Below are 23,027 nucleotides of genomic sequence, written 5' to 3' on the forward strand. Positions count from 1 at the left end.
GTGTGTCAGGTGCGTGGTGGGCGAACTGGCGTCCTCCGGGCGGGCGTTGATGATGTTGCTCGGCGGTCAGTGTAGATCCGGCTCTTCCGTTTCCACGGCGGTTCGTGGATTCTTTCCGACCCGGTTTTGTCAACACGGCGCACCGGACGTTCATTTGGTGTGACATCGCTGTCATTTCGCCCTCGGGGCGGCGCACTTCGGACTCTTGACGCCCTCGCGCCCGCTGTAGCAGGCTGCCGCGGTGATCACCTATGACCGGTCCGCGGCGCGGCGGCCCGTGCTCGCCGTCGACCAGGGCACCTCCGGGACGAAGGCCCTCGTCGTCTGCCCGGAGCGCGGCGTGATCGGCTCGGGCACGGCGCCGGTGCGCCCCCGCTTCCTGCCGGGCGGCCTCGTGGAGGTCGACCCCGCCGCACTGCTGTCCTCCGTCGTCGACGCGGGCCGCGCGGCGCTGGCCGACGCGGGCGAACCCGTGGCCGCCGTCGGCCTCGCCAATCAGGGCGAGACGGTCCTTGCCTGGGACCCGGCGTCCGGCGAACCGCTCACCGACGCCCTCGTCTGGCAGGACCGCAGGGCCGAGTCCGTCTGTGCCGGGCTCGCCGGCCACGCCGAGGAACTGCGGGCGCTCACCGGCCTTCCCCTGGATCCGTATTTCGCCGCGCCCAAGATGGCGTGGATACGCCGCAACCTCACCCGGCACGGCGTGGTGACGACCAGCGACGCCTGGCTCGTCCACCGCCTCACCGGTGCCTACGTCACCGACGCCGCCACGGCCGGACGCACCCAGCTCCTGGACCTCGACACCGCCACCTGGTCACCGCGCGCCCTGGACCTCTACGGCCTCGCCGACGAGCATCTGCCCCGGGTCGTCGACGCCGCCGGGCCGGTCGGCACGACCACCGCGTTCGGCCCCGAACTGCCGCTCACGGGACTTCTCGTCGACCAGCAGGCGGCCCTGCTCGCCCAGGACGTGACCGAGCCCGGCAGCGCCAAGTGCACCTACGGCACCGGGGCGTTCCTGCTCGCGCAGACCGGCGCACAGCCCCGCCGCGGCACCTCGGGCCTGGTCAGCTGTGTCGCCTGGCGCCTCGGGGGAAAGAGCAGCTACTGCCTCGACGGGCAGGTCTACACGGTCGCGTCCGCCGTCCGCTGGCTCACCGACCTCGGCGTGATCGGCGGCGCCGAGGACCTCGACCCCGTCGGCTCGGCCGTCCCCGACAACGGCGGCGTCACCTTCGTGCCCGCCCTCGCCGGGCTCGCCGCACCCTGGTGGCGCGGCGACCTGCGCGGCTCGCTGACCGGGCTCGGCCTCGACACCACCGCCGGCCATCTGGTGCGCGCCCTGTGCGAGGGCATCGCCGCGCAGGTCGCCGCCCTCGCCGACGCGGTCGCCGAGGACCTGGGGGAGCCCCTGAAGAGCCTGCGGGTCGACGGCGGCCTCACCCGCTCGGCGCTGCTCATGCAGACCCAGGCCGACCTGCTGCAACTGCCCGTCGAGGTCTCCGCGTTGCCCGACGTCACCGCCCTCGGCGCGGCCGCCGTCGCCCGCATCGGCCTGGACCCCGCGCTCACCGTCGCCGACGCCGTGCCCGAGTGGCGGCCCGCCGCCGTGTACGAACCGCGGATCGACGCCGACCGGGCGGCCGAACGCCTCGCGGGCTTCCGCGCCGCGGTCGCGGCCCTGACGGAACGTACCTCCTGATGGCCGTGACCAGGCGCGGCGCGCCGCCCGAGGCGACCTACGACGTGACCGTCGTCGGCGCCGGAGTCGTCGGCTGCGCCGTCGCCCGCGAGCTCGCCCGTCACCGCGGCCTGCGCGTCGCCCTGGTGGAGGCCTCCGACGACGTCGGCGAGGGCACGTCGAAGGCGAACACCGCCATCCTGCACACCGGTTTCGACGCCGTGCCCGGCTCCCTGGAGTCCCGCCTCGTCCGCGAGGGACAGCGGCTGCTCGCCGCGTACGCCGCCGAGTCCGGGATCCCCGTGGAGCCGGTCGGCGCGCTGCTCGTCGCCTGGGACACCGAGCAACTGGACGCGCTGCCGGGGCTGCTGGCGAAGGCGGAGCGCAACGGCTACCGGGAGGCGCGGATCATCGACGCCGCCGAGGCCCGCGCCCGTGAACCGCACCTGGGCCCCGGCGCCCTCGGTGCGCTCGACGTCCCCGGCGAGAGCATCATCTGCCCCTGGACCACCACCCTCGCCTACGCCACCCAGGCGGTCCGCTCCGGTGTGGACCTGCTCCTCAACTGCCGTGTGCGCGGAGTCGATCCGACGGACGACGGCCTGCACGCGCTGACCACGAGCCGCGGCACGCTCCGCACCCGCCACCTCGTCAACGCGGCCGGGCTGCACGCCGACGCGATCGACCGCCTGCTCGGCCACGACGACTTCACCGTCACCCCGCGCCGCGGCCAGCTCCTCGTCTTCGACAAGTTCGCCCGCGGCCTGGTCCGGCACATCCTGCTGCCCGTCCCCACCGCGCTCGGCAAGGGCGTCCTGGTCGCCCCGACGGTGTACGGCAACGTGCTCCTCGGGCCCACCGCCGAGGACCTGGACGACAAGGCGGCCACCGGCTCCACCGCCGAGGGCATCGCCACGCTGCGCGAGAAGGGCGGCCGGATCCTGCCCGAACTGCTCGACGAGGAGGTCACCGCGGTCTACGCCGGACTGCGCGCCGCCACCGCGCACGACGACTACCGCATCAGCGCCCACAAGGAACAGCGCTACGTCACGGTCGGCGGCATCCGCTCCACCGGCCTCACCGCGTCCCTGGCCATCGCGGCCCACGTCACCGAACTCCTCGCCGCCACGGGCCTCGACCTGCCCACGCCGCGGGACCCGGAGCCCGTGCGGATGCCGAACATCGGCGAGGCCTTCCCGCGCCCCTACCAGCGCGCCGACCTCATCGCCGCAGACCCCGCCTACGGCACGGTCGTCTGCCACTGCGAGCGCGTGACCCGCGGCGAGATCCGCGACGCCCTCGCGTCCACCGTGCCGCCCGGCTCGCCGGACGGCCTGCGGCGCCGCACGCGGGCGCGGGGCGGGCGCTGCCAGGGCTTCTACTGCGGCGCCGACGTACGGGAACTGTTCGAGAGCGGACGGGAGTTGGGGGAGCGATGAGACGGCAGCGCATCGTCGACGTACTGGTCGTCGGGGCGGGGCCCGCGGGTCTCACCGCCGCCGCGCTGCTCGCCGCGACCGGCGTCGGCGAGGTCGAGGTGGTCGACCGCGAGCCGCAGGCGGGCGGCGTCCCGAGGCACTGCGCCCACGGCGGCTTCGGACGCCTCGGCATGACCGGGCCGCAGTACGCAGAGCGGTGCGTGGCGGCGGCCGTGGGCACCGGCGCGGTGCTGCGGACCGGCGTCACCGTGACCGGCTGGGCCGGACCGCTCACCCTGGACACCACGAGCCCGCGGGGCCTGGAGAGCATCACGGCCCGCGCCGTGGTCCTCGCCACGGGCGCCCGCGAACGGTCGCGTGCCGCCAGGCTGGTGCCCGGCACACGGCCCGCCGGCGTCTTCACCACGGGCGAGCTCCAGCGGGCCGTCCACCAGCACCGGCAGCCGATCGGCGGCCGGGCCGTCGTGGTCGGCGCCGCGCCGGTCTCCTTCGCGGCCCTGGACACCCTGCGGCGGGCCGGGGTCGCCGTCGCCGCGCTGGTCACCGAGCACCCGCGCCACCAGGGCCCGGCGGTGCGCGCCCTGGACGCCCGGCTGCGGCAGGGCGTCCCGCTGCTCACGGACGCCACCGTGACGGAACTGCTCGGCCGCGGGCGCCTGTCGGGGGTCCGGCTGCGCCACCGGGACGGCAGGACGGCGCACGTCGCGTGCGACACGGTGGTCTTCACCGGCGACTTCGTCCCCGACCACGAACTGGCCCGGCGCGGCGGCCTGGCGCTGGACCCCGGCACCCGGGGGCCCGCGGTCGACGGGTCCTTCCGCACGACCGAGCGCGGGGTCTTCGCGGTGGGCAACGTGCTGCACGGCGCCGAACCGGCGCGCGCGGTGGCGCGGGAGGGCGCGCTGGCGGCGATGGCCGTGTGGCGCCACCTCGCCGACGGCGACTGGCCGGCGGCGTCGGTGCCGCTGCGGGTCGCCGGGCCGCTCGCCTGGGTCGCGCCGAACCGGCTGACCCCGGACGTGCCGGGCGACGGCTTCACCCTGCGGACGACCGCGTTCGTCCCGCGCCCGGTGCTGGTGATCACGCAGGGCGGCAGGACCCTGCACCGCGTACGCCTGCTCCGCCCCGCGATCCCGAACCGGCCGTTCCGCCTGTCCGGAGGATGGACGGGACGGGTGGATCTCGCGGGTGGCGCGGTGCGGATCGAGCTGGCCTGAGGGACCGGGCACGCGGGGCGGGCTCCGGGGCGGGCTCCGGGGCGGGCTCCGGGGCCGGCGGAGGTCCCCCTTCCCTTGGTCCCCGCCTCCCGCATAGACTCCAAAACTAGCAGCGCTAATTTACGTGTGGGCAGCCGTCCGCGGAGCCAGCCGTCCGCGGAAGCCCGCACGACCCGCAAGATCCGCAGCACCCCGCAAGATCCGAAGCAGCGAGACCCCGCAGAACGATCCGGAGCCGTATCGTGCGCACCGTCCACTTCGCCGCCGCCCGCCGCACCCCCATCGGCAAGCTCCGCGGCGCCCTCTCCACCGTCCGCCCCGACGACCTCGCGGCGGCCGTCGTCGGCGGCCTCCTCGCCGACATCCCGCAGCTGGACCCCGCCCGGATCGACGACATCTACTGGGGCGCCGCCAACCAGACGGGCGAGGACAACCGCAACGTCGCCCGCATGGCCGCACTCCTCGCGGGCCTCCCGGAATCCGTGCCCGGCGCCACCGTGAACCGGCTGTGCGCCTCCGGCCTCGAAGCCGTCACCACCGCCGCGCGCACCATCGCCGCGGGCGAGGCCGACGTCGTCCTCGCGGGCGGCTCGGAGTCGATGAGCCGCGCCCCCTTCGTCCTGCCCCGCCCGGACGAGGCCCTGCCGCACCGTATGGAGACCGCCGACACCCGCCTCGGCTGGCGTCTGACCAACCCGAGGATGAAGGACCTGCACGGCGTCCTCGCCATGGGCGAGACCGCAGAGGAGGTCGCCGAGCGCCACGGCGTCTCGCGCGAGCGCCAGGACGCCTTCGCGCTCCGCAGCCACCAGCGGGCCGCCGCCGCCCGCAAGGACGGCCACTTCGACGACGAACTGCTGCCCGTCACCCGGCCCGACGGCGTCGTCGTCGACACCGACGAGTGCGTGCGCGAGGACACCTCGTACGAGAAGCTCAGCGGCCTGCGGCCGGTCTTCCGCAAGGGCGGCACGGTCACGGCGGGCAACGCCTCACCGATGAACGACGGCGCCGCCGGACTGCTCCTCGTCAGCGAGGAGGCCCTCAACGACCTCGGCCTGGAGTCCCTCGGTCGGTACGCGGCCGGTGCCTCGGCGGGCGTGCACCCCGACGTCATGGGCATCGGGCCCGTCCCCGCCACCCGCAAGGCGCTCGGCCGGACCGGCTGGAGCGTGGCCGACCTCCAGGAGGCGGAGTTCAACGAGGCCTTCGCCGCCCAGGCGCTGGCCTGCGTCGACGCGCTCGGCATCGACCCCGAGCTGGTCAACCCCTCCGGCGGCGCCATCGCGCTCGGTCACCCGCTCGGCTGCTCCGGCGCCCGCATCCTCACCACTCTGCTGCACCGCATGCGCCGCACCGGAGCCACCCGCGGACTCGCCACGATGTGCGTCGGCGTGGGGCAGGGCAGCGCGCTCCTGGTCGAGCGCGACTGAATCCCCGGCCCGTGGACCGTGCGGTCGGCGCACGGTCCGCAGGGCATGGGGCCTAGCATTTGTTTTCGGCATGGACATATCTCTGTGGGACCTCTCGGCGGGCCAGTTCGCCGCGCTCGCCGCGGCGGCGATGCTCGTCGGCTTCTCCAAGACCGCCGTCAGCGGCGCCAACACCGTCAGCCTCGCGGTCTTCGCCGCCGTCCTGCCGGCCCGCGGCTCGACCGGCGTCCTGCTCCCGATCCTGATCGCCGGCGACGTCCTCGCCGTGCTCACCTACCGCAGACACGCCCACTGGCCCACTCTCTGGCGGCTGTTCCCCGCCGTCGCCGGGGGAGTGGTGGTGGGCACGGTGTTCCTGATGTGGGCGGACGACGCGGTCGTACGGACCTCGATCGGGGCGATCCTGCTGCTCATGGCCGGGGTCACGATCGCCCGCCGCAGGACCGCGGACCGCTCAGGGGCGGCCGAGGACACCCCCGCCGTCGGCCGCCTCAAGGCCGGTTCCTACGGCGTGCTCGGCGGCTTCACCACCATGGTCGCCAACGCCGGCGGCCCGGTCATGTCGATGTACCTGCTCTCCGCGGGCTTCCGGAAGCTGGGATTCCTTGGCACGTCGGCGTGGTTCTTCCTCATCGTGAACACCTCGAAGGTGCCGTTCAGCGTGGGCCTCGGCCTGATCGACGCGCACTCTCTGCTGCTCGACGCGGCACTCGTGCTCTTCGTGGTGCCGGGCGCGCTGCTCGGCAAGGCGGCCGTCCACCGGATCAACCAGCGCCTCTTCGAGCAGCTCGTGATCGGCGCCACCGTCCTCGGCGGGCTCCAGCTGCTCCTGCGCTGAAGCCCGCCGACGCGCGCTTCAGCGCCCGTCGACACACGCTTCAGCGCCCACCGACCGCGGCGCCCGCCGTCTCCGGCGAGAGCCCCTGCTCCAGGTCCTCCGCGAGCAGCCGCTTGGCGATCGCGTCCACCGCCGCCGTGAGCTCCTTGTCCGGCGGCCTGCCCAGGTCCTTCTCGATCTCCTCGCCCAGCCACGCCGCCCACGCCCCGGCGATGATCTCCGCCTCGCGCTCCCCGGCGGGCGTGTGCGAGAAGTACGTGCCGGTGCGCGTCAGATAGCCCTCGTCGACCATGCGGTCGAAGACCGGCACCAGGACCTCCGGCGGAATCCTGCGCCGCGCCCCGATCACCCCGAGGCTCGCGTATCCGACCATCCGGGTGAACAGGGCGACCTGCATGACCGCCCAGGCCCCCGCGATGTCCAGCCGGGTGTCGGAGTCCCGGATGATCCCGCGCGCGGTGTTCATGCCGACGTTGCGGATGATGTTGGCGACGCCGCGCTCCAGGAGGTGCCCCGAGTCGCCGCTGGTCGGCTGCGCGAAGCCCTCGCCCATGTCGGGGGCGCCCATGCGCGCGCTGTCGCGCAGCTGCACCTGCTTGAGGAACAGCGCCACCAGGAACCCGAGGAGCGCGACCGGGACCGTCCACAGGAAGACGGTGTGCAGGCTGTCCGCGTACGCCTTCACGATCGGCGCCGCGGCCGCCCCGGGCAGCTCGTGCAGCCCCTCCGGGCTCTGCGCCGCCTTGGCGACCACGGCCGGGTCGCCGCCCCCGGCCCGCGCGGCCTCGGCGACCCCGTCCCTGAGGTTCGGGGACAGCGTGTTGGCGTAGATCGTGCCGAACACGGCGGTGCCGAAGGAGCTGCCGAGCGTACGGAAGAAGGTGACGCCCGATGTCGCCGTGCCCAGATCCGCATACGCGACGGTGTTCTGCACGGCGATCGTCAGGACCTGCATGCACAGCCCGATTCCGGTGCCGAGCACGAACATGTACAGCGACTCCAGCCAGGCGCTCGTCCCGCTCCCCATCAGGGACAGCAGATACAGGCCGAGCGCCATCACCAGCGCCCCGACGATCGGGAAGATCCGGTACGTGCCGGTCTTGCTGACGACGTTGCCGCTGAAGATGGACGCGATGAGCAGCCCGACCACCATCGGCAGCGTCCGCACGCCCGAGATGGTGGCCGAGTCCCCGTCGACGTACTGCAGATAGGTCGGCAGGAACGTCATCGCGCCCAGCATCGCGAAGCCCACGATGAAGCTGAGGATCGAGCAGACCGTGAAGACCGGATTGGCGAAGAGCCGCATCGGCAGCATCGGTTGTGCCGCGCGCGTCTCGACGACGCAGAACAGCGCGAGCGCCACCAGCCCGCCGGCGAACAGGCCGATGATGGTCGGCGACCCCCACGCGTACTGGTTGCCGCCCCAGCTCGTCGCCAGGATCAGCGCGCTCGCGCCGGCCGCGACCAGCGCGATGCCCAGGTAGTCGATGACGGGCCGCACCGCCGACTTCACGACGGGGATCGTCCGGGCGGCCGCGAGGACCACGACGATCGCGATGGGCACATTGACGTAGAACGCCCAGCGCCAGCTCAGATGGTCCGTGAAGAGCCCGCCCAGCAGCGGCCCGATGACGGTGGAGACACCGAACACGGCGCCGATCGCGCCCTGGTACTTGCCGCGCTCGCGCAGCGGGATGACATCGGCGATCAGCGCCATGGACGTCACCATCAGGCCGCCCGCGCCGATGCCCTGCATCGCCCGCCAGGCGATGAGCAGCGTCATGTTCGTCGACAGGCCGCACAGGAACGACCCGGTGATGAAGATGACCGCGGACACCTGGAAGACGATCTTTCGCCCGAACAGGTCACCGAACTTGCCGACGAGCACCGTGGCGACCGTCTCCGCGAGCAGGTACGACGTCACCACCCACGACATGTGCTCCGCCCCGCCCAGATCGGACACGATCGTGGGCAGCGCGGTGCCGACGATCGTCTGGTCGAGGGCGGCGAGCAGCATCCCCAGCATGATCGTCACGAAGACGACGTTGCGGCGGCGCCGGTCCAGGACGGGCGGCGCCTGCGGCTCCGCGGGAGCGGCGGCGGGGGCGCCGCCCGACTGATCGGTGGTGGTCACACGGCCACCCTCACACCGGGACGGGGCGGGTGCATGCGGGGCGAGGCCGGTGCGGTGACGGGCCGACGGGGCGAGCCGGGGGCGGGAGCTACTCCCGGGGGCCGTCGCCCAGCAGGCGCGGCGCGTGGGACGACGGGTCCACCGCGGTCTCCGTGCGCCCCAGAAGTCCCGCCAACTCCTCGGCCCATGCGGCCAGTTCGCTCACCCGGATGCCGTAGGGCCGGTCCTGTCCCGCCGCCGCGCTCCAGGCGGACACCGCGCCCGCCCCGCGCAGCAGCAGGCGCGCACCGCCCGTGGTGTTGCCGCGACCCGCGTGGGTGAGGCCGACGGCGAGCTGTGCCAGGCCCTGCCACAGGCCGCGCTCCTCGCCGGGCCCCGTCTTCCAGGCGTCCTCGAACACCTCGTGCGCGTGGAAGGGACGGCCCGCGTCCAGCAGGGCCTGCGCCTCGGCGACGGACTCCTCGGGGGCGCGGACGACGCCCTCCGGCTGCCGGGGCACCCCGGGTGTGCCGTACGGCAGCGGACGCCCGAGACCGTCGCGCGGGCGCTGATTGCGGGCCCGGCCCTCCGCGTCGCGGTCCCGCTCGCGGCCGGCGTCGTGCGGTCCAGGTGCAGTGCTCATACGTCGATTGTCGCGCGTGTCTGACGGCGGTCACCGGTGGACGGAGCACCCTCGCATGTGGGGTAGAGTTCTTCTTGTGATCACGCGGGGCACCGCGCCGAACACAACGGGACGTGGCGCAGCTTGGTAGCGCACTTGACTGGGGGTCAAGGGGTCGCAGGTTCAAATCCTGTCGTCCCGACTTTGCGAAGTCGTGGATCGAAGGGCCGTATCGGAGAAATCCGATACGGCCCTTCGGTCGTTCCCGGGGCCTGATCGGGGACCGGGCGGGGGCCGGTGCGCGAGGGGCGCGCGGCCTCAATCCCGTTCCGCGCGAGGCGAGTTCCCCCGTGGACCGGGCCGGTGCCGCGTCACGTCCTGGCGGGCCGCTGCCCGTGGGGGCCGTCGGCCGGCATCGGGAGGCTGTGCAGGGACAGCGAAGTCGGCGGCGGCAGGGGCTCGTTGGCCGGACCGGCGCGGAAGGACTGGAGCAGATAGGCGACCAGGCGCCGGGAGGCCGCGCCGTCGTCCGGGAGGGCGGTGACCAGACCGCAGTGGGCCACCAAAGCCACGGCGAGGTCGGACGGGTGGAAGTCGGCCCGCAGCGCCCCCGCGGCCTGGGCCCTGCGGATCAGGGTCACGAGGTCCGGCTCGGCACGCTCGCGGGACCGTGCGTGGTCCGCCGTGCTGTCCGGGAAGGCCGCGACGAACGCGGCCGGGAACCCCCGCTCCTCCCGCTGGAGCGCGCAGACCGTCTCGACCAGCCGCTGGAAGCCCCGCCAGGGGTCGGGGTCGGCCAGCGCCTCGGTGAGGGTCCGCGCGCAGGTCTGCATCTGCCGCGTGAACGCGCCCCGCACCAGCGCGTCCCGGGTGGGGAAGTGCCGGTACAGCGTCGCCACGCCGACCCCGGCGCGGCGGGCCACGGTCGCCATCGGCGCGTCGATCCCGCGCTCGGCGAAGACCGCACGTGCGGCGACGAGGACGCGTTCCCTGTTGCGCCGGGCATCGGCCCGGACCGTGCCCGTACCCGTGCCCTCGATCCGAGAGGATTCCGTCATCGCTGTCTCCCACTTCCGGGCCAAGTGGACGATCTCGTCCGTTTACGAGCCTACGGTCGACGCCTGATCTCCGTACGCCCCGGCAGCAAAGGAAGAGAAATGAGCGAGCGCACGATGAAGGCAGTGCTCTTCGACCGCTTCGGCACCCCCGACGTGCTGTACGTCGGCCGGGTGGCGCGCCCCGAGCCCGCGCCCGGCGAGGCGCTCGTGCGGGTGCGCGCGTTCAGCGTCAACGGCGGCGAACTGGCGGCCCGTGCCGGCCGCGTCCGCCTCCTGACCGGCCGGAAGTTCCCCCAGCGCGTCGGTCTCGACCTCACCGGCGAAGTCGTCGCGCTGGGCACCGGCGCTTCGGGCGTCACGGTCGGCGACCGGGTATGGGGCGTCCTGGGGCGCGCCTCGGGGTTCGGCAGCGCCGCCGAGTACGTGGCCGTGCCCGCCGAGCGGCTCGGCCGGGTCCCCGACGGGCTCGACCTGGTGGCCGCCGCCACGCTGCCGGTGGCCACCACCGCCGTCACCGCGCTGCGGGACAAGGCCGGACTGCGCGCCGGGGAAGGCCTCCTCGTGCGGGGCGCGGCGGGCGGCGTCGGCCATGCCGCAGTCCAGCTCGGCCGGGCGTACGGCGCCGAGGTCACGGCCCTCGCCCGCGCCGCCAACCTCGACTTCGTCCGCGGCCTCGGCGCCCACGAGGCCGTCGACCACCGGGCTGTCCCGCCGGCGGAACTGGGCCGCTTCGACGTGGTCCTGGACACCGTGGGGACCGAGCTGCGGACCTTCCGGCGCCTGGCGAACCCCGGCGGGCGCATGGTCACCATCGCGTTCGACCCGACACGGCCCGTCGCGTCGCTCGGCTACATCGCGGCCAGCACGGTCCACGGGCGCGGCCGGGTGCGGGCGTTCAGCGGCAACCCCCTGCGCGAGCACCTCGACGACATCGCCCGCCATGTGGCCGAGGGAAAGCTGAGGCCGGCGGTGGACACCGTCTTCCCCCTGGAGGAGACGGCGGCGGCGCACCGTGCGCTGGAGGCGGGCGGCGTACGCGGCAAATACGTGGTCGCCGTCGCGTGACCCGCAGGGCCCGGGGTGGGCCCGGCGGGTCACGCGACGGCGACGCGTCGGCAGGACGGATCAGGACGCCGAAGGGGCGCGTTCCTGCTCCGGGTCGGGATTGGCCGACGGGGCAGCGGGCTCCGGTGCGGGACGCCCCGTCGTCCGCCTCTCGCCGCGGCTCTTGGAGAAGCGGCGCATCAAGGGGAGCTCGAAGTACCGGAAGATGACCACGGACAGGGCCACCGATACGGCGATCATCCCGAACACGACCCCGAAACGAGCGCCCGTGGACAGGGACGGGTCGGCCCCGAGCGCGTGGCGCACGGCCATCATCAGCGGGAAGTGCGTGATGTAGAGGGCGAACGAGGCGTCGCCCAGGGTGATCAGGGCGGGCCGGCGCAGCAGTCGCGAGCGGTCCTCCAGGTCGGCGACGGCGATCTTGGCGATGAGCGCGGCGAACATCGGCGCCATCCCGGTGCAGAACGTGTACTGCGGGGGAAGCGCCGGCAGCGCGAGGACGAGGACCACGAACCCACCGGCGATCACCCACCGGCTGACCCGGGGCCAGGTGCCGGTCTGGAGCATGCGGGCCGTCACGATGCCGAGGACGAACTCCAGCAGCCGCACGGGGGGGAAGTTGTAGATGAACCACATGCTGTGCTCGTTGATGGGGAACCAGTCGTACAGCTTCGGACCCGGGACGAGCGTGGACACCAGAGGCATGAGCAGGATCACGGCGGCGAGGCCCGACCACACGCGGCGCAGCCGCTCGGCGGGGATCTTGCGGACCAGGACGATCAGCGCCGGGAAGAGGGCGTAGAAGAACAGCTCGCAGGAGATCGACCACGCCGGGGTGTTGAAGCCCCCGAACACGTCCCCGTCCGGCACCCAGGCCTGCACCAGGAAGAGGCTGGTGAGGGCGGACGTCGTGTCGTGGCCGGGCGGCGCGGCGAGGGGGACCTGGGCGACGGTGACGGCGAAGAACACCAGAGCCGCGGTCCAGCCGAGCAGATGGTTCGGGAAGATCTTCCACCATCGGCGCCGCAGGAAGGCGCCCAGCCGGTCGCCGGGCCGGTGCACCCAGGCGAGCACGAAGCCGGACAGCACGAAGAAGCCGCTCACCGCGCCCGCCGCGAACGGAAAGACGGTGCCGAGCCCCTTGTGCAGCGACCCGTCGAACATCTCCGAGGAGAAGGTCATGTGGTACCAGACCACGGGACAGGCGAGGAGGAAGCGCAGGCCGGTCAGCGACGGCAGACGGCCGGAAGCGGGCGATGGCGGATGGCCGGAAGTGGGCGCGCCGGACATGAGGTCCTTGCCTCCAGAGTGTGAGGTGGTCGAACAGCGTGTGAGGTGGCCGAATCAGGAACGGCGCCCGAGCGCATGGGCGGGCAGACCGGTTGAGAGCCCGGCGGCATCCCGGCGCGCCCAGAGGGGCGGCGGGCAGAGGGGGGCCGAACGGCTGGAGCGATCATCAAAAGGGACGGCACGGCGTCGTGAACAGTGGTGAATCAGCCATCTAGTGCGAACAGTTCAGGAAATCTGGCCGGGAATCGATGTCCGAGGGCTCGTGCGCGACACCGGTGTGGCTGATAGTGCGTCCCCGCCATGCCGGGGGCGGCCGCGATCCGACGGAGTGTCGGTTACCTCGGCGCCATTCTGATGGCGCCGTCCAGCCGGACCGTCTCGCCGTTGAGCATGGGATTCTCCACGACGTGCGCGGCGAACGCGGCGTACTCCTCGGGGTGGCCGAGGCGGGCCGGGTGCGGCACCTGGCGGCCGAGCGCGTCGATCGCGGAGTCCGGAAGCACGTCGAACATGGGGGTGCGGAACAGGCCAGGCGCGATGGTGACCACGCGGATCCGCTCATGGGCGAGATCGCGGGCGAGCGGCAGCGTCATGCCCGCGATGCCGGCCTTGGACGCGGCGTAGGCCGCCTGGCCGATCTGGCCGTCGTACGCCGCCGCCGACGAGGTGTTGACGATCACGCCGCGTTCCTCGCCCGCCTCTTCGTAGCGCGTCATCCGGGCCGCGGCGAGCCGGACGACGTTGAAGGTGCCGATCAGGTTGACCTGGACGACCTTGGTGAAGGCGTCAAGGGGGAAGGGGCCGTTCTTGCCCACGGTCCTGAACGCGGCGCCGACTCCCGCGCAGTTGACGGCTATGCGCAGCGTGCCGAGGCTCGCGGCGAGATCGACGGCGGCGGTGACGTCCGCCTCGCTGGTGACGTCGCCCCGGGAGAACACGACGCGCTCGCCCAGCTCCGCCGCGACGTCCTCGCCCCGTGCCGAACGGCCGAGGACGACGACCGTCGCACCCCGGTCGCGCAGCTCGCGGGCCGTCGCGAGGCCGAGGCCGGACGTGCCACCGGTGACCAGCGCGACGCTTCCTTCGATTCGCACCTTGTGCTCCATTCCTGGGCTGTTCGGAAGGGGCGTGATCCTATCTTGCGCAGGTGTGGAACTAGAGATTCCCGGCGGATGTCACGCTCCGTTCCGTGGCTGGAATGGATCATCACACTCTGTTTATTGATCGAGTTGCTTCCGAGGGGTAGCGTCAGTCTCGGCCTTATGGGTGAGCGAATGGCGGAGCGAGTCTCTACGCGGAAGTCCCGAAGGCTGTGCAAGCTGCAGTTTGAGTACTGTAACGGGGGATATTTTATGGAAACTTTTACTTTGCCACTCATGTTTGCGACAGCATAGTCAGCGAGCTGTCGTAGCGATCCCCCTTCCCTGCGTTCTGCATGGTGGGCAGGGCTTCGCCGATCTCTTTCACCGTCTGGGCCTCTTGCCTTCCTGACGCCATTTCCTTACTCGGATGTCACCGGTCCTTCATGACCGGACAGGGGTGATGGCGTCATGTCCCGATTCCTTACGCGCTAAGCCGCGCGTGCGTGCGTGAAGACTCACGCCTGCGTGCGCAAAAAGCGTCGGAAAAGGTTTCGCCAATCTTCCGCGGTTGCTCCCGGGCCGGGCTCCATGGCTGGCTCGATGCTGTTCTTGAATGGATAACGATGAGCGACGTGTCGTCATTCGACGAGACTTTCACCGTCACCTCCGAAAATCCTTTGCTGCACGGTCACGTCGTGCACGGACGCCGTCTTCTGCCCGGCGTGGGATATGTGGATCTGGTGCTGCAGGTCCTCGCGCGGCACGGCCACGCGATGCCCGAGGTCGAACTGCGGAACCTCACCATCCTGGCGCCGCTCGTCGCCGCCCCCGGCGAGGAGGTCAGGACCACCGTGGCGGGGCGGCCCGCCCCCGCGGGCGGGTTGCGCGTCGAGGTGCGCAGCCGCCGCCCGCAGGACACCGCGGACGTCCTGCACGCGGTGGTCTCGGCGCACCGGCGCACTCCCGTGGTCTTCGAAGAGAGGCTGCCGCTGCCGCTCACCGGCGTCGAGCGGGTCACCCGCCTCACCGACATCTACGCCTGGCTGCGCGGGCGCGAACTGCACCACTCGGGGCTCATGAGGATCGGCGGCACGGTGCACCACCGCGCCGCCGACTGGGTCGCCGAGGTGGATCTCGATCCGGCGCACCACGGCACCGCGGACGCCTTCCTCTTCCATCCGGCGCTGTTCGAGGGCGGGTTGCTCGGCGGCAGCGTGGGCAGTCACATGCTGCACGAGGGGGAGAGCGCCGAGGGGCTCTATCTTCCGCTCGTCTTCGAGTCGTTCCGGGCGGTGGCGCCGCTGGGCACGCGCTGCTTCGTCAGGGTCCCCGCCGACTCGATGCGCAGGGACGACGAACTCATCCGCCTGGCGGTGGAGTTCTACGACGAGAGCGGCGCGAAGGTCGCCGAGATCGGCCGGCTCGCGGCCAAGCGGGTCCGGTCCGTGTCAGCGCTCGACGTGCGGGGCGAGCCGGCCGGCGAAGCCGTTGGCGGGGTTGCCGGGGTTGGCACCGCGGCGTCGTCCGCCGTGGCGCACACCGGTGGCCCGGAGCCCGCGCGGGCCTCCGGCGGCGATGTGGGCTCCGTGCTGCGGGAGCTGGTCGGGGCGCGCCTCGGCGTGCCGACGGCGCGGGTCGACGTCCACGGCAGCTTCTACGAGCTGGGGCTGGCCTCGGCCGACCTGGTGTCCCTCGTGCCCGAGCTGGAGGACCGGCTGGCCCGGCAGCTCTCGCCGACCGTCATGTTCGAGTACCGGTCGATCGCCGAGGTGGCGGCCGGGCTCGGGGAACCGGCCCCGCAGGATGCGGCGCCGGGTACGGTCACCGTCCCCCGTACCCCCGCCTCCGAGCCCACCTCCGGCACGACCGCCGCGGCCCTCGCCGCGCTCACCGACGAGGTGGCCGCCCAGCTGAACGTCCCCGCCGCCGAGGTCGACCCGGACGCCGAGTTCGCCGAGTTCGGGCTCGACATCACCGGACTCGGGCGGCTGGCCGCCCGTCTGACCGACCGCTTCGGTGTGCCGCTGCCGCCCGCCGCGTTCCCGGCGCACCGGACCGTACGGGCCGTCGCCGAAGACCTCACCGCCACACTCTCCGCTGTGCGCCCGCACGCGCTGCTGCACACCGAAGTGCCCGACGGCGACGGCGTCGCGTACCGGACGCGGTTCGCGGGCGACGAGCCGTTCCTGCGGGACCACCAGGTGCGCGGCGAGCGCATCCTGCCCGCCGTCGCCCAGCTGGAGATGGCGCGCGCCGCGGTCGCGCACAGCCTCGGCGAGGGACGCGCCGGCGGCCCCGTACGCCTGGACGACGTGGTGTGGCTGCGGCCCGCGACCGCGGGACCGCGCGGCCTCGAACTGAGCGTGGACGTCCGTGAACTGCCCGGCCACGGATGGGAGTACAGCATCCACGGCATCGGAACGGACGGCGAGCGCACGCCGTACAGCCAGGGCCGGGCCAGTCTGCCGACGGACGCCGGCCCGAGCGCCCCGCGCCTGGCCGAGCTGCGCGCGGCCTGCGCGGACCGCGTCGTCCCCGCCGCCGACGTCTACGAGCTGTACGCCGCCGTCGGCATGGACTACGGACCGGCGCAGCGCTCCCTCGTGGAACTGCGCCTCGGCACCGACGAGATCGGCCGCCCCCAAGTGCTCGCCGAGCTCCGCATGCCCGCCGCGGCGCCGCCCCTGGACGACTGCCTCCTGCACCCGAGCGTCATCGACGGAGCCCTGCAGGCCACCGTCGGACTGCGCCTGGCACAGGGCCCGCACGACGGGCGCGAGGCCCGCCCCGCCCTGCCGTTCGCGGTGGAGCACGTGATGGCCCGCGCCGCGACGCCCAGCACGGCGTACGCCTGGATCAGGCATCAGCCGGGCAGCGAGCCCGGCGCCGCCACGACGCGCCTCGACGTCACCGTGTTCGACGAGCACGGCACGGTGTGCGCGGAGGTGACCGGACTGAGCACCCGCGTTCTCGCGGGCGCGGCGCGTGCCGAGGACCGAGGCACGCGGGAAGATGACCGAGGCACGCGGGAAGAGGGCCGGGGCCCGACGGCCGGGACCGTGCCGGTCGCGCCCGCACCGAAGACACCCTCCGCCGTCACCGACATCGCGATCATCGGACTCGCCGGGCGCTACCCGGAGTCCCCGGACCTGGACGCGTTCTGGCAGAACCTGCGGACGGGCCGCGACTGCATCCGGGAGGTGCCTGCGGACCGGTGGGACCACCGCCGCAACGTCGCCACCGACGGCTCCTCCGCCGGGAAGTGGGGCGGATTCCTCGACGGGGTCGACCGGTTCGACCCGCTGTTCTTCCAGATCTCGCTGCACGAGGCCGAACTCCTCGACCCCCAGGAGCGGCTCTTCCTCCAGTGCGCGCACCATACCCTGGAGGACGCCGGATACGCCGCGGGACCGGCCGGCAAGGTCGGTGTCTTCGTCGGCGTGATGTACCAGGAGTACCAGCTGCACGGCGCGCAGGCGCAGGAGCGCGGGCAGCAGGCCGCGCTGTCGGGCAGCGCGTCCAGCGTCGCCAACCGGGTCTCGTACTTCTACGACTTCACCGGCCCGAGCATGACCGTCGACACCATGTGCTCGTCGTCCCTGACGGCCATTCACCTGGCGTGCGAGGCCATCAGGAGCGGCCAGTGCGAGACGGCGCTCGCCGGTGGTGTGAACCTCCACTCCCACCCCAACAAGTTCCTGATGCTCAGTCAGCGCAGGTTCCTCGCCAGTGACGGCCGGTGCCGCAGCTTCGGCGAGGGCGGCGACGGCTACGTGCCGGGCGAGGGCGTCGGCGCGGTCCTGCTCAAGCCGCTGGAGCGGGCGATCGCCGACGGCGACCACATCCACGGCGTGCTCAAGGCGACCGCCCTGAACCACGGGGGCCGGACCTCCGGCTACTCGGTGCCGTCCCCGGCAGCGCAGGGCGCGGTCATCGCCGAGGCGCTGGCGGCGGCGGGCGTCGACGCGCGCTCGCTCGGCTACCTGGAGGCGCACGGCACCGGCACGGCCCTGGGCGACCCGCTCGAAGTCGTCGGACTGAACAAGGCGTTCGAGGCGCACGGCGTCCGCCCGGAGCGCTGCGCGATCGGCTCGGTCAAGTCCAACATCGGCCACTGCGAGAGCGCGGCCGGCATCGCGGGGCTCACCAAGGTGCTCCTCCAGATGCGCCACGGCGAGCTGGTGCCCAGCCTGCACTCCGGCACGCTCAACCCGCGCATCGACTTCGACAGCACGCCGTTCCGGGTGCAGCAGCGCCTGGAGCCGTGGCGTCGTCCCGGCGGTGCCGCCGACGGGGCGCCGGGAGCGCTCGCGCGGATCGCCGGGGTCTCCGGCTTCGGCGCCGGCGGTTCCAACGCGCACCTCGTCGTCGCCGAGTACGTGCCGTCGGCCCCGCGCCCGGCCGGTCCCGCCCGCCCGGCGCGCCCCGAGCTGCTCGTGCTCTCCGCGCAGACCGAGGGCCAACTCGTCCAGCAGGCAGGCCAGTTGCGTACGCGACTGGCGGAGCTCTCCGACGGCGTGCTCCCGGACGTCGCGTGGACCCTCCAGACGGGCCGGATGGCCCTGGAGGAGCGGCTGGCCTTCGCCGCCTCCTCGCTCGACGAGGCCCGTGAGCTCCTCGACGCGTTCGTGTCCGCTCCCGGTGCCGCGGGCGCCTGGGTGCGCGGCACCGTCCTTCCCGGCGACGTGTCCGGCGCGCCCGGGGAACTCGATCTCCGGGCCGCCGTGTCGGAGTGGACGGACCGTGCCGATTCCGGCGAGCTGCTGCGCCTGTGGGGACGCGGAGCCACGGTGGACTGGGCTTCGCTGCACGGTTCGACGCCGCTTCCGCGCCGCGTCAGCCTGCCCGGATACCCCTTCGCCCGGGATCGGTGCTGGTTCGACGCGGAGCCGGCGCCCGCGGTCCCGGTGCCGGTGGCACCGGACCCGGCCGCCTCCGCCCCGGCCGGGGCGGGCAGTGAGCCCGACGCGCGGGGCGAGATGATCCTGCTGCGTCCCCTGTGGGTGGAGCAGGCCGCCTCGACCGGCACCGCCCGTACCGGAGCGGAATTCGCCGGACGTCACCTCGTGGTGATCGGTCGGCTCGGTGCCGGGGAGCGCGACGCCCTTCGGGCCGCCCTGCCCGCGGGTACGGCGAGCCACTTCGTGGACCTCGCCGACGGCGCGCCGATCGACGCGTATGCGCAGGTCGCCGAGCATGTGTTCACCCTGCTCCGGACGGTCCTCCAGGCAGGTGTGCGGCAGCCGACGCTGTTCCAGGCCGCTCTGGTCGGCTCCGCCGCGACGGACGGCGCCGAGCGGGAGCGCCTGGCCTGCTTCGGCGGCCTCGCGGGGCTGCTGCGCACCGCCCACCAGGAGAACCCGCAGCTCCACACGCAGTACGTCGAGTGCCTCGACGGCGCGGCCCCGGCGGCCGTCGCCGCCCGGCTGGCCGCCGGGGCGACGTACGACCCGGAACCGGAAGTGCGCCACCGCGACGGCCGCAGCCTGCTCGCACGCCACACCGAGATCCGCACCGCCCGTGCCGCGGCCGTGCCGTGGCGCGAGGACGGCGTCTACCTGATCACCGGGGGAGCCGGTGGGCTCGGCCGGATCGTGGCGCACGAGATCGCCGCGTCCGTCCGGCACGCCACTGTGGTCCTCACCGGCCGCTCCGCGCTCGACGAGGAGCGGCGCGGCGCGCTGACCGCGCTGCGCGCGGCGGGCCTCACCGTCGACTACCAGCGCGCCGACGTGGCCGACCGCGAGGCGATCGCCCGCGTGCTGGACCATGTCGCCGACAACCACGGTCCGTTGACGGGCATCGTGCACAGCGCGGGCGTCATCGAGGACGGTTTCCTGCTGCGCAAGAGCGAGGAGGAACTGGCCCGCGTCCTGGCGCCCAAGGTCACCGGCCTGGTGAACCTGGACGAGCTCAGCCGGGACCAGCCGCTGGACGTCTTCCTGTGCTTCTCGTCGATCGCCGGGGCCTTCGGCAACGCCGGACAGGGCGACTACGCGGCGGGCAACGCGTTCATGGACGCGTACGCCACTTACCGCAACACGCTGGTCGACGCGGGCGCGCGCCACGGCAGGACCGTGTCCGTCGGCTGGCCCCTCTGGGAGGAGGGCGGCATGGGCGGCGGCGCCGTGCGGGAGAACCTGCGCAGCGTCGGCCTGGCCCCGCTGGACACCGCCCGTGGTCTCGCGGCGCTGCGCTGCGCCCTCGCCCCGGCGGACAACGGCCTCACGGACGGCCGGATGACCGTCCTGGTGGGGGAGCGGGACGGGCTGCTGTCCCGGATCATCGGTACCGGGGCCGGAACGGGCGCCGGGGCCGACGGCGAGGCCGAGGCGGGCGCCGGGGCCGATGCCGAGCACGAGTCAGTGGTGGCCCCGGCCGCCGCCGACGCGCCGGACGACGACGCCGTCCTCGAGGACAAGGCGGTGGCCCATCTGCGGCGCGTGCTCGCGACATCGCTCAAGCTCACCCCCGAACGCATCTCCGCCGACGCGCCCCTGGAGCGCTACGGCATGGACTCCGTCATCGCGGTGGGCGTGATCTCCGGCCTCGAGGAGTCGTTCGGCAGGCTCTCCCGGACGCTGCTCTTCGAGGTCGAGACGATCCGCGACCTGGCCCGGTACTTCATCACTGACCACCCGCAGGCGCTGCGCGCGCTGGTCGGTGTACCGGAACGTCCCGCTGCGCCCGTGCCGCGGCCCCCCGTGGCCGCCGAGGCTACTGCGGCCCCCGAGGCTCCCATGGCCCCCGAGCCTCCTGTGGCCCACGAGGCCCCCGCGCTCCCGGTCGCACCCGCCGTACGCGAGGACGTCCGCGTGGCGGCGCGCGACCGTGCCGAAGGCCCGTCCGGGCCCGCGCCCGCCACCAGGGACGTCGCGATCATCGGCATCAGCGGGCGCTACCCGCAGGCCGACGACCTCGGCGCGCTGTGGGCGAACCTCCGCGGCGGCAAGGACGGTGTCACCGAGGTGCCCGCCGACCGCTGGGACCACGAGGCGCTCTTCGGTGACCTGGCCGACGACCGGGCACGGCCCGGCAAGTGGGGCGGGTTCCTCGACGGCGTGGACCGGTTCGATCCGCTGCTCTTCGGCATCTCGCCGCGCGAGGCCGCGGCCCTGGACCCGCAGCAGCGGCTCTTCCTGGAGACCGTCTGGCAGCTCCTTGAGCAGAGCGGCGTGACGCAGGAGGTCATCGAGCGGCGGTACGAGCGGCGCGTCGGCGTCTACGTCGGCGCGGCCTACCACCTGTACCGCGCAGACGAGTCGGCGGACCCCGCGCTCGCGGCGCTGACCTCCGCGGCCTCGTACAACATGATCGCCAACCGCGTGTCGCACTTCTTCGGACTCGAAGGGCCGAGCCTCGCCGTGGACAGCATGTGCGCGTCCTCGGCCATGGCCGTCCACCTGGCCTGCGCCGACGTCCTGCGCGGCGAGACGGAGCTCGCGGTCGCCGGCGGCATCAACCTCACGGTCCACCCGGACAAGTACGTGGCGCTCGCCGAACTCCAGCTGCTCGGCAGCGGGCCGGGCAGCCGCAGCTTCCGCGACGGTGACGGCTATCTGCCCGCCGAGGCCGTCGGCGCGGTGCTGCTCAAGCCGCTGGACGCGGCGCTGCGCGACGGCGATCGCGTCCACGCCGTCATCAAGGGCACGGCCAGCATGCACGGCGGCCGGGCCAACGGCTTCATGACGCCGAGCCGCAGGACGCAGGTGAAGGTCATGCGGCGGGCGCTGGAACAGGCCGGTGTCACCGCGGACTCCATCGGGTACGTCGAGGCGGCGGCCAATGGAACGGCGTTCTCCGACGAGGTCGAGTTCGGCGCGCTGCGCGAGGTGTTCTCGCACGTCGCCGAGCCGGTCGCGCTCGGCACCGTGAAGTCCAACCTCGGTCACCCCGAGGCGGCCTCCGGCATCGCCCAGCTGACCAAGGTCGTCCTCCAGATGCGCCACGAGCAGCTGACGCCCCTGGTGGCGGCGGGCGACCCGAACCCCCACCTGGACTTCGACGGCACCGCGCTGAGCCTGTGCGAGGAGCTGACCGACTGGCGGCCGCGCGCCACGATGGGCGCCGACGGCGGCCCCGCGCCCCGCCGCGCGCTCATCAACTCCGTCGCGGCGGGCGGCAGTCACGTCAGCCTGGTCGTCGAGGCGCCGCCCGTCACGCGTGATGCGGAGCCGGATTCCACGGCGTACGAGGGACCCCAGCTGGTGGTGCTGTCCGCGGGGACGCCCGAGCGGCTGCGGACGGCCGCGCGGCGCCTGGACGAGTACCTCGACGGCGTTGCCGACGGCACGGACGGCGGTGACGGGAACGACGGCTTCGGCTCGGCCGCGGCGCTGGCCGACATCGCGTACACCGCGCAGCTGGGCCGCGAGGCGCTCGCGGAGCGGCTCGCCGTGGTGGCGGGCTCCGTGGCGGAGCTGCGGCAGGCCCTGCGGTGGTACGTGGCGGACGGCGAAGGGACCGGGGACGGCGCGCCCGCGCCCGTGCCGGTCCACCACGGCAACGCCGAGGACGGCGCGGGCCCGCTGGGCACCGTGCTGTCCGGCGCCCGGGGCGAGGCGTTCCTCGCCGGGCTCGTCACGGACCGCGCACTGGAGCACCTCGCCGAACTCTGGGTGCGCGGGACGGCCGTGCCGTGGGCCGAACTCCACGACGGGCGGCGCCGGTTCGTGCCGCTGCCGACGACGGCCTTCGTGCCCGGACAGTACTGGGTCGGCCGGCGGCCGGGGGCTCCCGCGCCGTCCGGTGCCGCGGCACCCGCCTCCGGGCTCCGGTACGCGCCCGACGGACACCCGGCCGGCGCCGACGACACGGCACCCCGGGCCGCGCGACCCGCGGACCCGGAGCTGACCGACGCCGAGCGGACGCTCGTCGACGCCTGGTCGGAGCTGCTCGACATCGACGCGGGCGAGCTCAGACGGGCCAGCAACTTTCTTGCTCTGGGCGGCAATTCGCTCCTGGCCACCCGCCTGATCAACCAGCTGGAGCGGCGGACCGGAGCCCAGCTGCCGGTCCAGGTCCTCTTCGACGCCCCGCGCCTGGCCGACATGGCGGCCGAGCTGGAGCGCCGCACCCCCGACGGATCCACCGGAGCCCTCGACGTCAAGGCCATCCTCCAGGGCATCGCCCTCGTCGAGGCCATGAGCGACGAAGAGCTCGACGCACTGGACATCGCGAAGTAAGGCAGAC

At 73.5% G+C, this 23,027-nt stretch carries 12 protein-coding genes and 1 tRNA gene; 8 read left to right on the forward strand and 5 right to left on the reverse strand.

All coding sequences use genetic code 11. From position 1 onward, the window contains the following. Window positions 1-241 precede the first annotated feature (241 nt). The 5 genes from AB0L89_RS05350 (at window position 242) to AB0L89_RS05370 (ending at window position 6,605) form a co-directional block, all read left to right on the forward strand. Entirely contained in the window at window positions 242-1,702 is a 1,461-nt protein-coding gene (locus AB0L89_RS05350) for an FGGY family carbohydrate kinase (protein ID WP_365134626.1), read from the forward strand. Next, window positions 1,702-3,120, forward strand: coding sequence for an FAD-dependent oxidoreductase (locus AB0L89_RS05355; RefSeq protein ID WP_365134629.1), 1,419 nt, complete (start codon window positions 1,702-1,704; stop codon window positions 3,118-3,120). The genes AB0L89_RS05350 and AB0L89_RS05355 overlap by 1 nt, the downstream gene beginning before the upstream one ends. Beyond that, window positions 3,117-4,337: an FAD-dependent oxidoreductase gene (locus tag AB0L89_RS05360; protein ID WP_365134632.1), complete on the forward strand. Its 1,221-nt coding sequence runs from the start codon at window positions 3,117-3,119 to the stop codon at window positions 4,335-4,337. Before AB0L89_RS05355 ends, AB0L89_RS05360 begins: the two co-directional genes overlap by 4 nt. Before the next feature lie 242 nt (window positions 4,338-4,579). Further along, a complete protein-coding gene (locus AB0L89_RS05365; protein ID WP_365134635.1) occupies window positions 4,580-5,767 on the forward strand; it encodes a thiolase family protein in 1,188 nt (395 codons plus the stop codon). A gap of 70 nt (window positions 5,768-5,837) precedes the next feature. Further along, window positions 5,838-6,605, forward strand: a complete 768-nt coding sequence (locus AB0L89_RS05370; protein ID WP_365134638.1) for a sulfite exporter TauE/SafE family protein — start codon at window positions 5,838-5,840, stop codon at window positions 6,603-6,605. A gap of 40 nt (window positions 6,606-6,645) precedes the next feature. Here the strand turns inward: AB0L89_RS05370 and AB0L89_RS05375 are convergent, their stop codons facing one another. Both AB0L89_RS05375 and AB0L89_RS05380 read right to left on the reverse strand, forming a co-directional pair. After that, complete coding sequence (locus AB0L89_RS05375) at window positions 6,646-8,739, reverse strand: MDR family MFS transporter (RefSeq protein WP_365134641.1); 2,094 nt, start codon at window positions 8,737-8,739, stop codon at window positions 6,646-6,648. 88 nt (window positions 8,740-8,827) lie between these two features. Beyond that, complete coding sequence (locus tag AB0L89_RS05380) at window positions 8,828-9,361, reverse strand: DUF309 domain-containing protein (protein WP_365134644.1); 534 nt, start codon at window positions 9,359-9,361, stop codon at window positions 8,828-8,830. A gap of 107 nt (window positions 9,362-9,468) precedes the next feature. On the opposite strand from AB0L89_RS05380, the gene AB0L89_RS05385 reads away from it, so the two are divergent. After that, window positions 9,469-9,542 (forward strand) — tRNA-Pro (locus AB0L89_RS05385). 169 nt (window positions 9,543-9,711) lie between these two features. On the opposite strand, the gene AB0L89_RS05390 is transcribed toward AB0L89_RS05385, so the two are convergent. Continuing rightward, window positions 9,712-10,398: a TetR/AcrR family transcriptional regulator gene (locus AB0L89_RS05390; protein WP_365134647.1), complete on the reverse strand. Its 687-nt coding sequence runs from the start codon at window positions 10,396-10,398 to the stop codon at window positions 9,712-9,714. Between the two features lie 99 nt (window positions 10,399-10,497). On the opposite strand from AB0L89_RS05390, the gene AB0L89_RS05395 reads away from it, so the two are divergent. Continuing rightward, the gene (locus tag AB0L89_RS05395) at window positions 10,498-11,463 is read left to right on the forward strand and encodes an NAD(P)-dependent alcohol dehydrogenase (RefSeq protein WP_365134650.1); all 966 of its coding nucleotides are present in this window, start codon (window positions 10,498-10,500) and stop codon (window positions 11,461-11,463) included. A 60-nt stretch (window positions 11,464-11,523) separates the two neighbouring features. Here AB0L89_RS05395 and AB0L89_RS05400 read toward each other — a convergent pair whose 3' ends face one another. Beyond that, complete coding sequence (locus AB0L89_RS05400) at window positions 11,524-12,753, reverse strand: acyltransferase (protein ID WP_365134653.1); 1,230 nt, start codon at window positions 12,751-12,753, stop codon at window positions 11,524-11,526. 335 nt (window positions 12,754-13,088) lie between these two features. Next, window positions 13,089-13,847: an SDR family NAD(P)-dependent oxidoreductase gene (locus tag AB0L89_RS05405; protein ID WP_365134655.1), complete on the reverse strand. Its 759-nt coding sequence runs from the start codon at window positions 13,845-13,847 to the stop codon at window positions 13,089-13,091. Between the two features lie 611 nt (window positions 13,848-14,458). Here AB0L89_RS05405 and AB0L89_RS05410 point away from each other — a divergent pair. After that, a complete protein-coding gene (locus AB0L89_RS05410; protein ID WP_365134658.1) occupies window positions 14,459-23,020 on the forward strand; it encodes an SDR family NAD(P)-dependent oxidoreductase in 8,562 nt (2,853 codons plus the stop codon). Window positions 23,021-23,027: the final 7 nt, after the last annotated feature.

The organism is Streptomyces sp. NPDC052114 (assembly GCF_040680155.1).
In the GTDB taxonomy this organism is placed as follows: domain Bacteria; phylum Actinomycetota; class Actinomycetes; order Streptomycetales; family Streptomycetaceae; genus Streptomyces.

What these genes read in the sequence shown, in the direction of transcription:
- AB0L89_RS05355 (WP_365134629.1), top strand. Translation starts at nt 1,702, where the DNA reads ATGGCCGTGACCAGGCGCGGCGCGCCGCCCGAGGCGACCTACGACGTG.
- AB0L89_RS05360 (WP_365134632.1), top strand. Translation starts at nt 3,117, where the DNA reads ATGAGACGGCAGCGCATCGTCGACGTACTGGTCGTCGGGGCGGGGCCC.
- AB0L89_RS05370 (WP_365134638.1), top strand. Translation starts at nt 5,838, where the DNA reads ATGGACATATCTCTGTGGGACCTCTCGGCGGGCCAGTTCGCCGCGCTC.
- AB0L89_RS05380 (WP_365134644.1), bottom strand. Translation starts at nt 9,361, where the DNA reads ATGAGCACTGCACCTGGACCGCACGACGCCGGCCGCGAGCGGGACCGC.
- AB0L89_RS05390 (WP_365134647.1), bottom strand. Translation starts at nt 10,398, where the DNA reads ATGACGGAATCCTCTCGGATCGAGGGCACGGGTACGGGCACGGTCCGG.
- AB0L89_RS05395 (WP_365134650.1), top strand. Translation starts at nt 10,498, where the DNA reads ATGAGCGAGCGCACGATGAAGGCAGTGCTCTTCGACCGCTTCGGCACC.
- AB0L89_RS05400 (WP_365134653.1), bottom strand. Translation starts at nt 12,753, where the DNA reads ATGTCCGGCGCGCCCACTTCCGGCCATCCGCCATCGCCCGCTTCCGGC.
- AB0L89_RS05410 (WP_365134658.1), top strand. Translation starts at nt 14,459, where the DNA reads ATGAGCGACGTGTCGTCATTCGACGAGACTTTCACCGTCACCTCCGAA.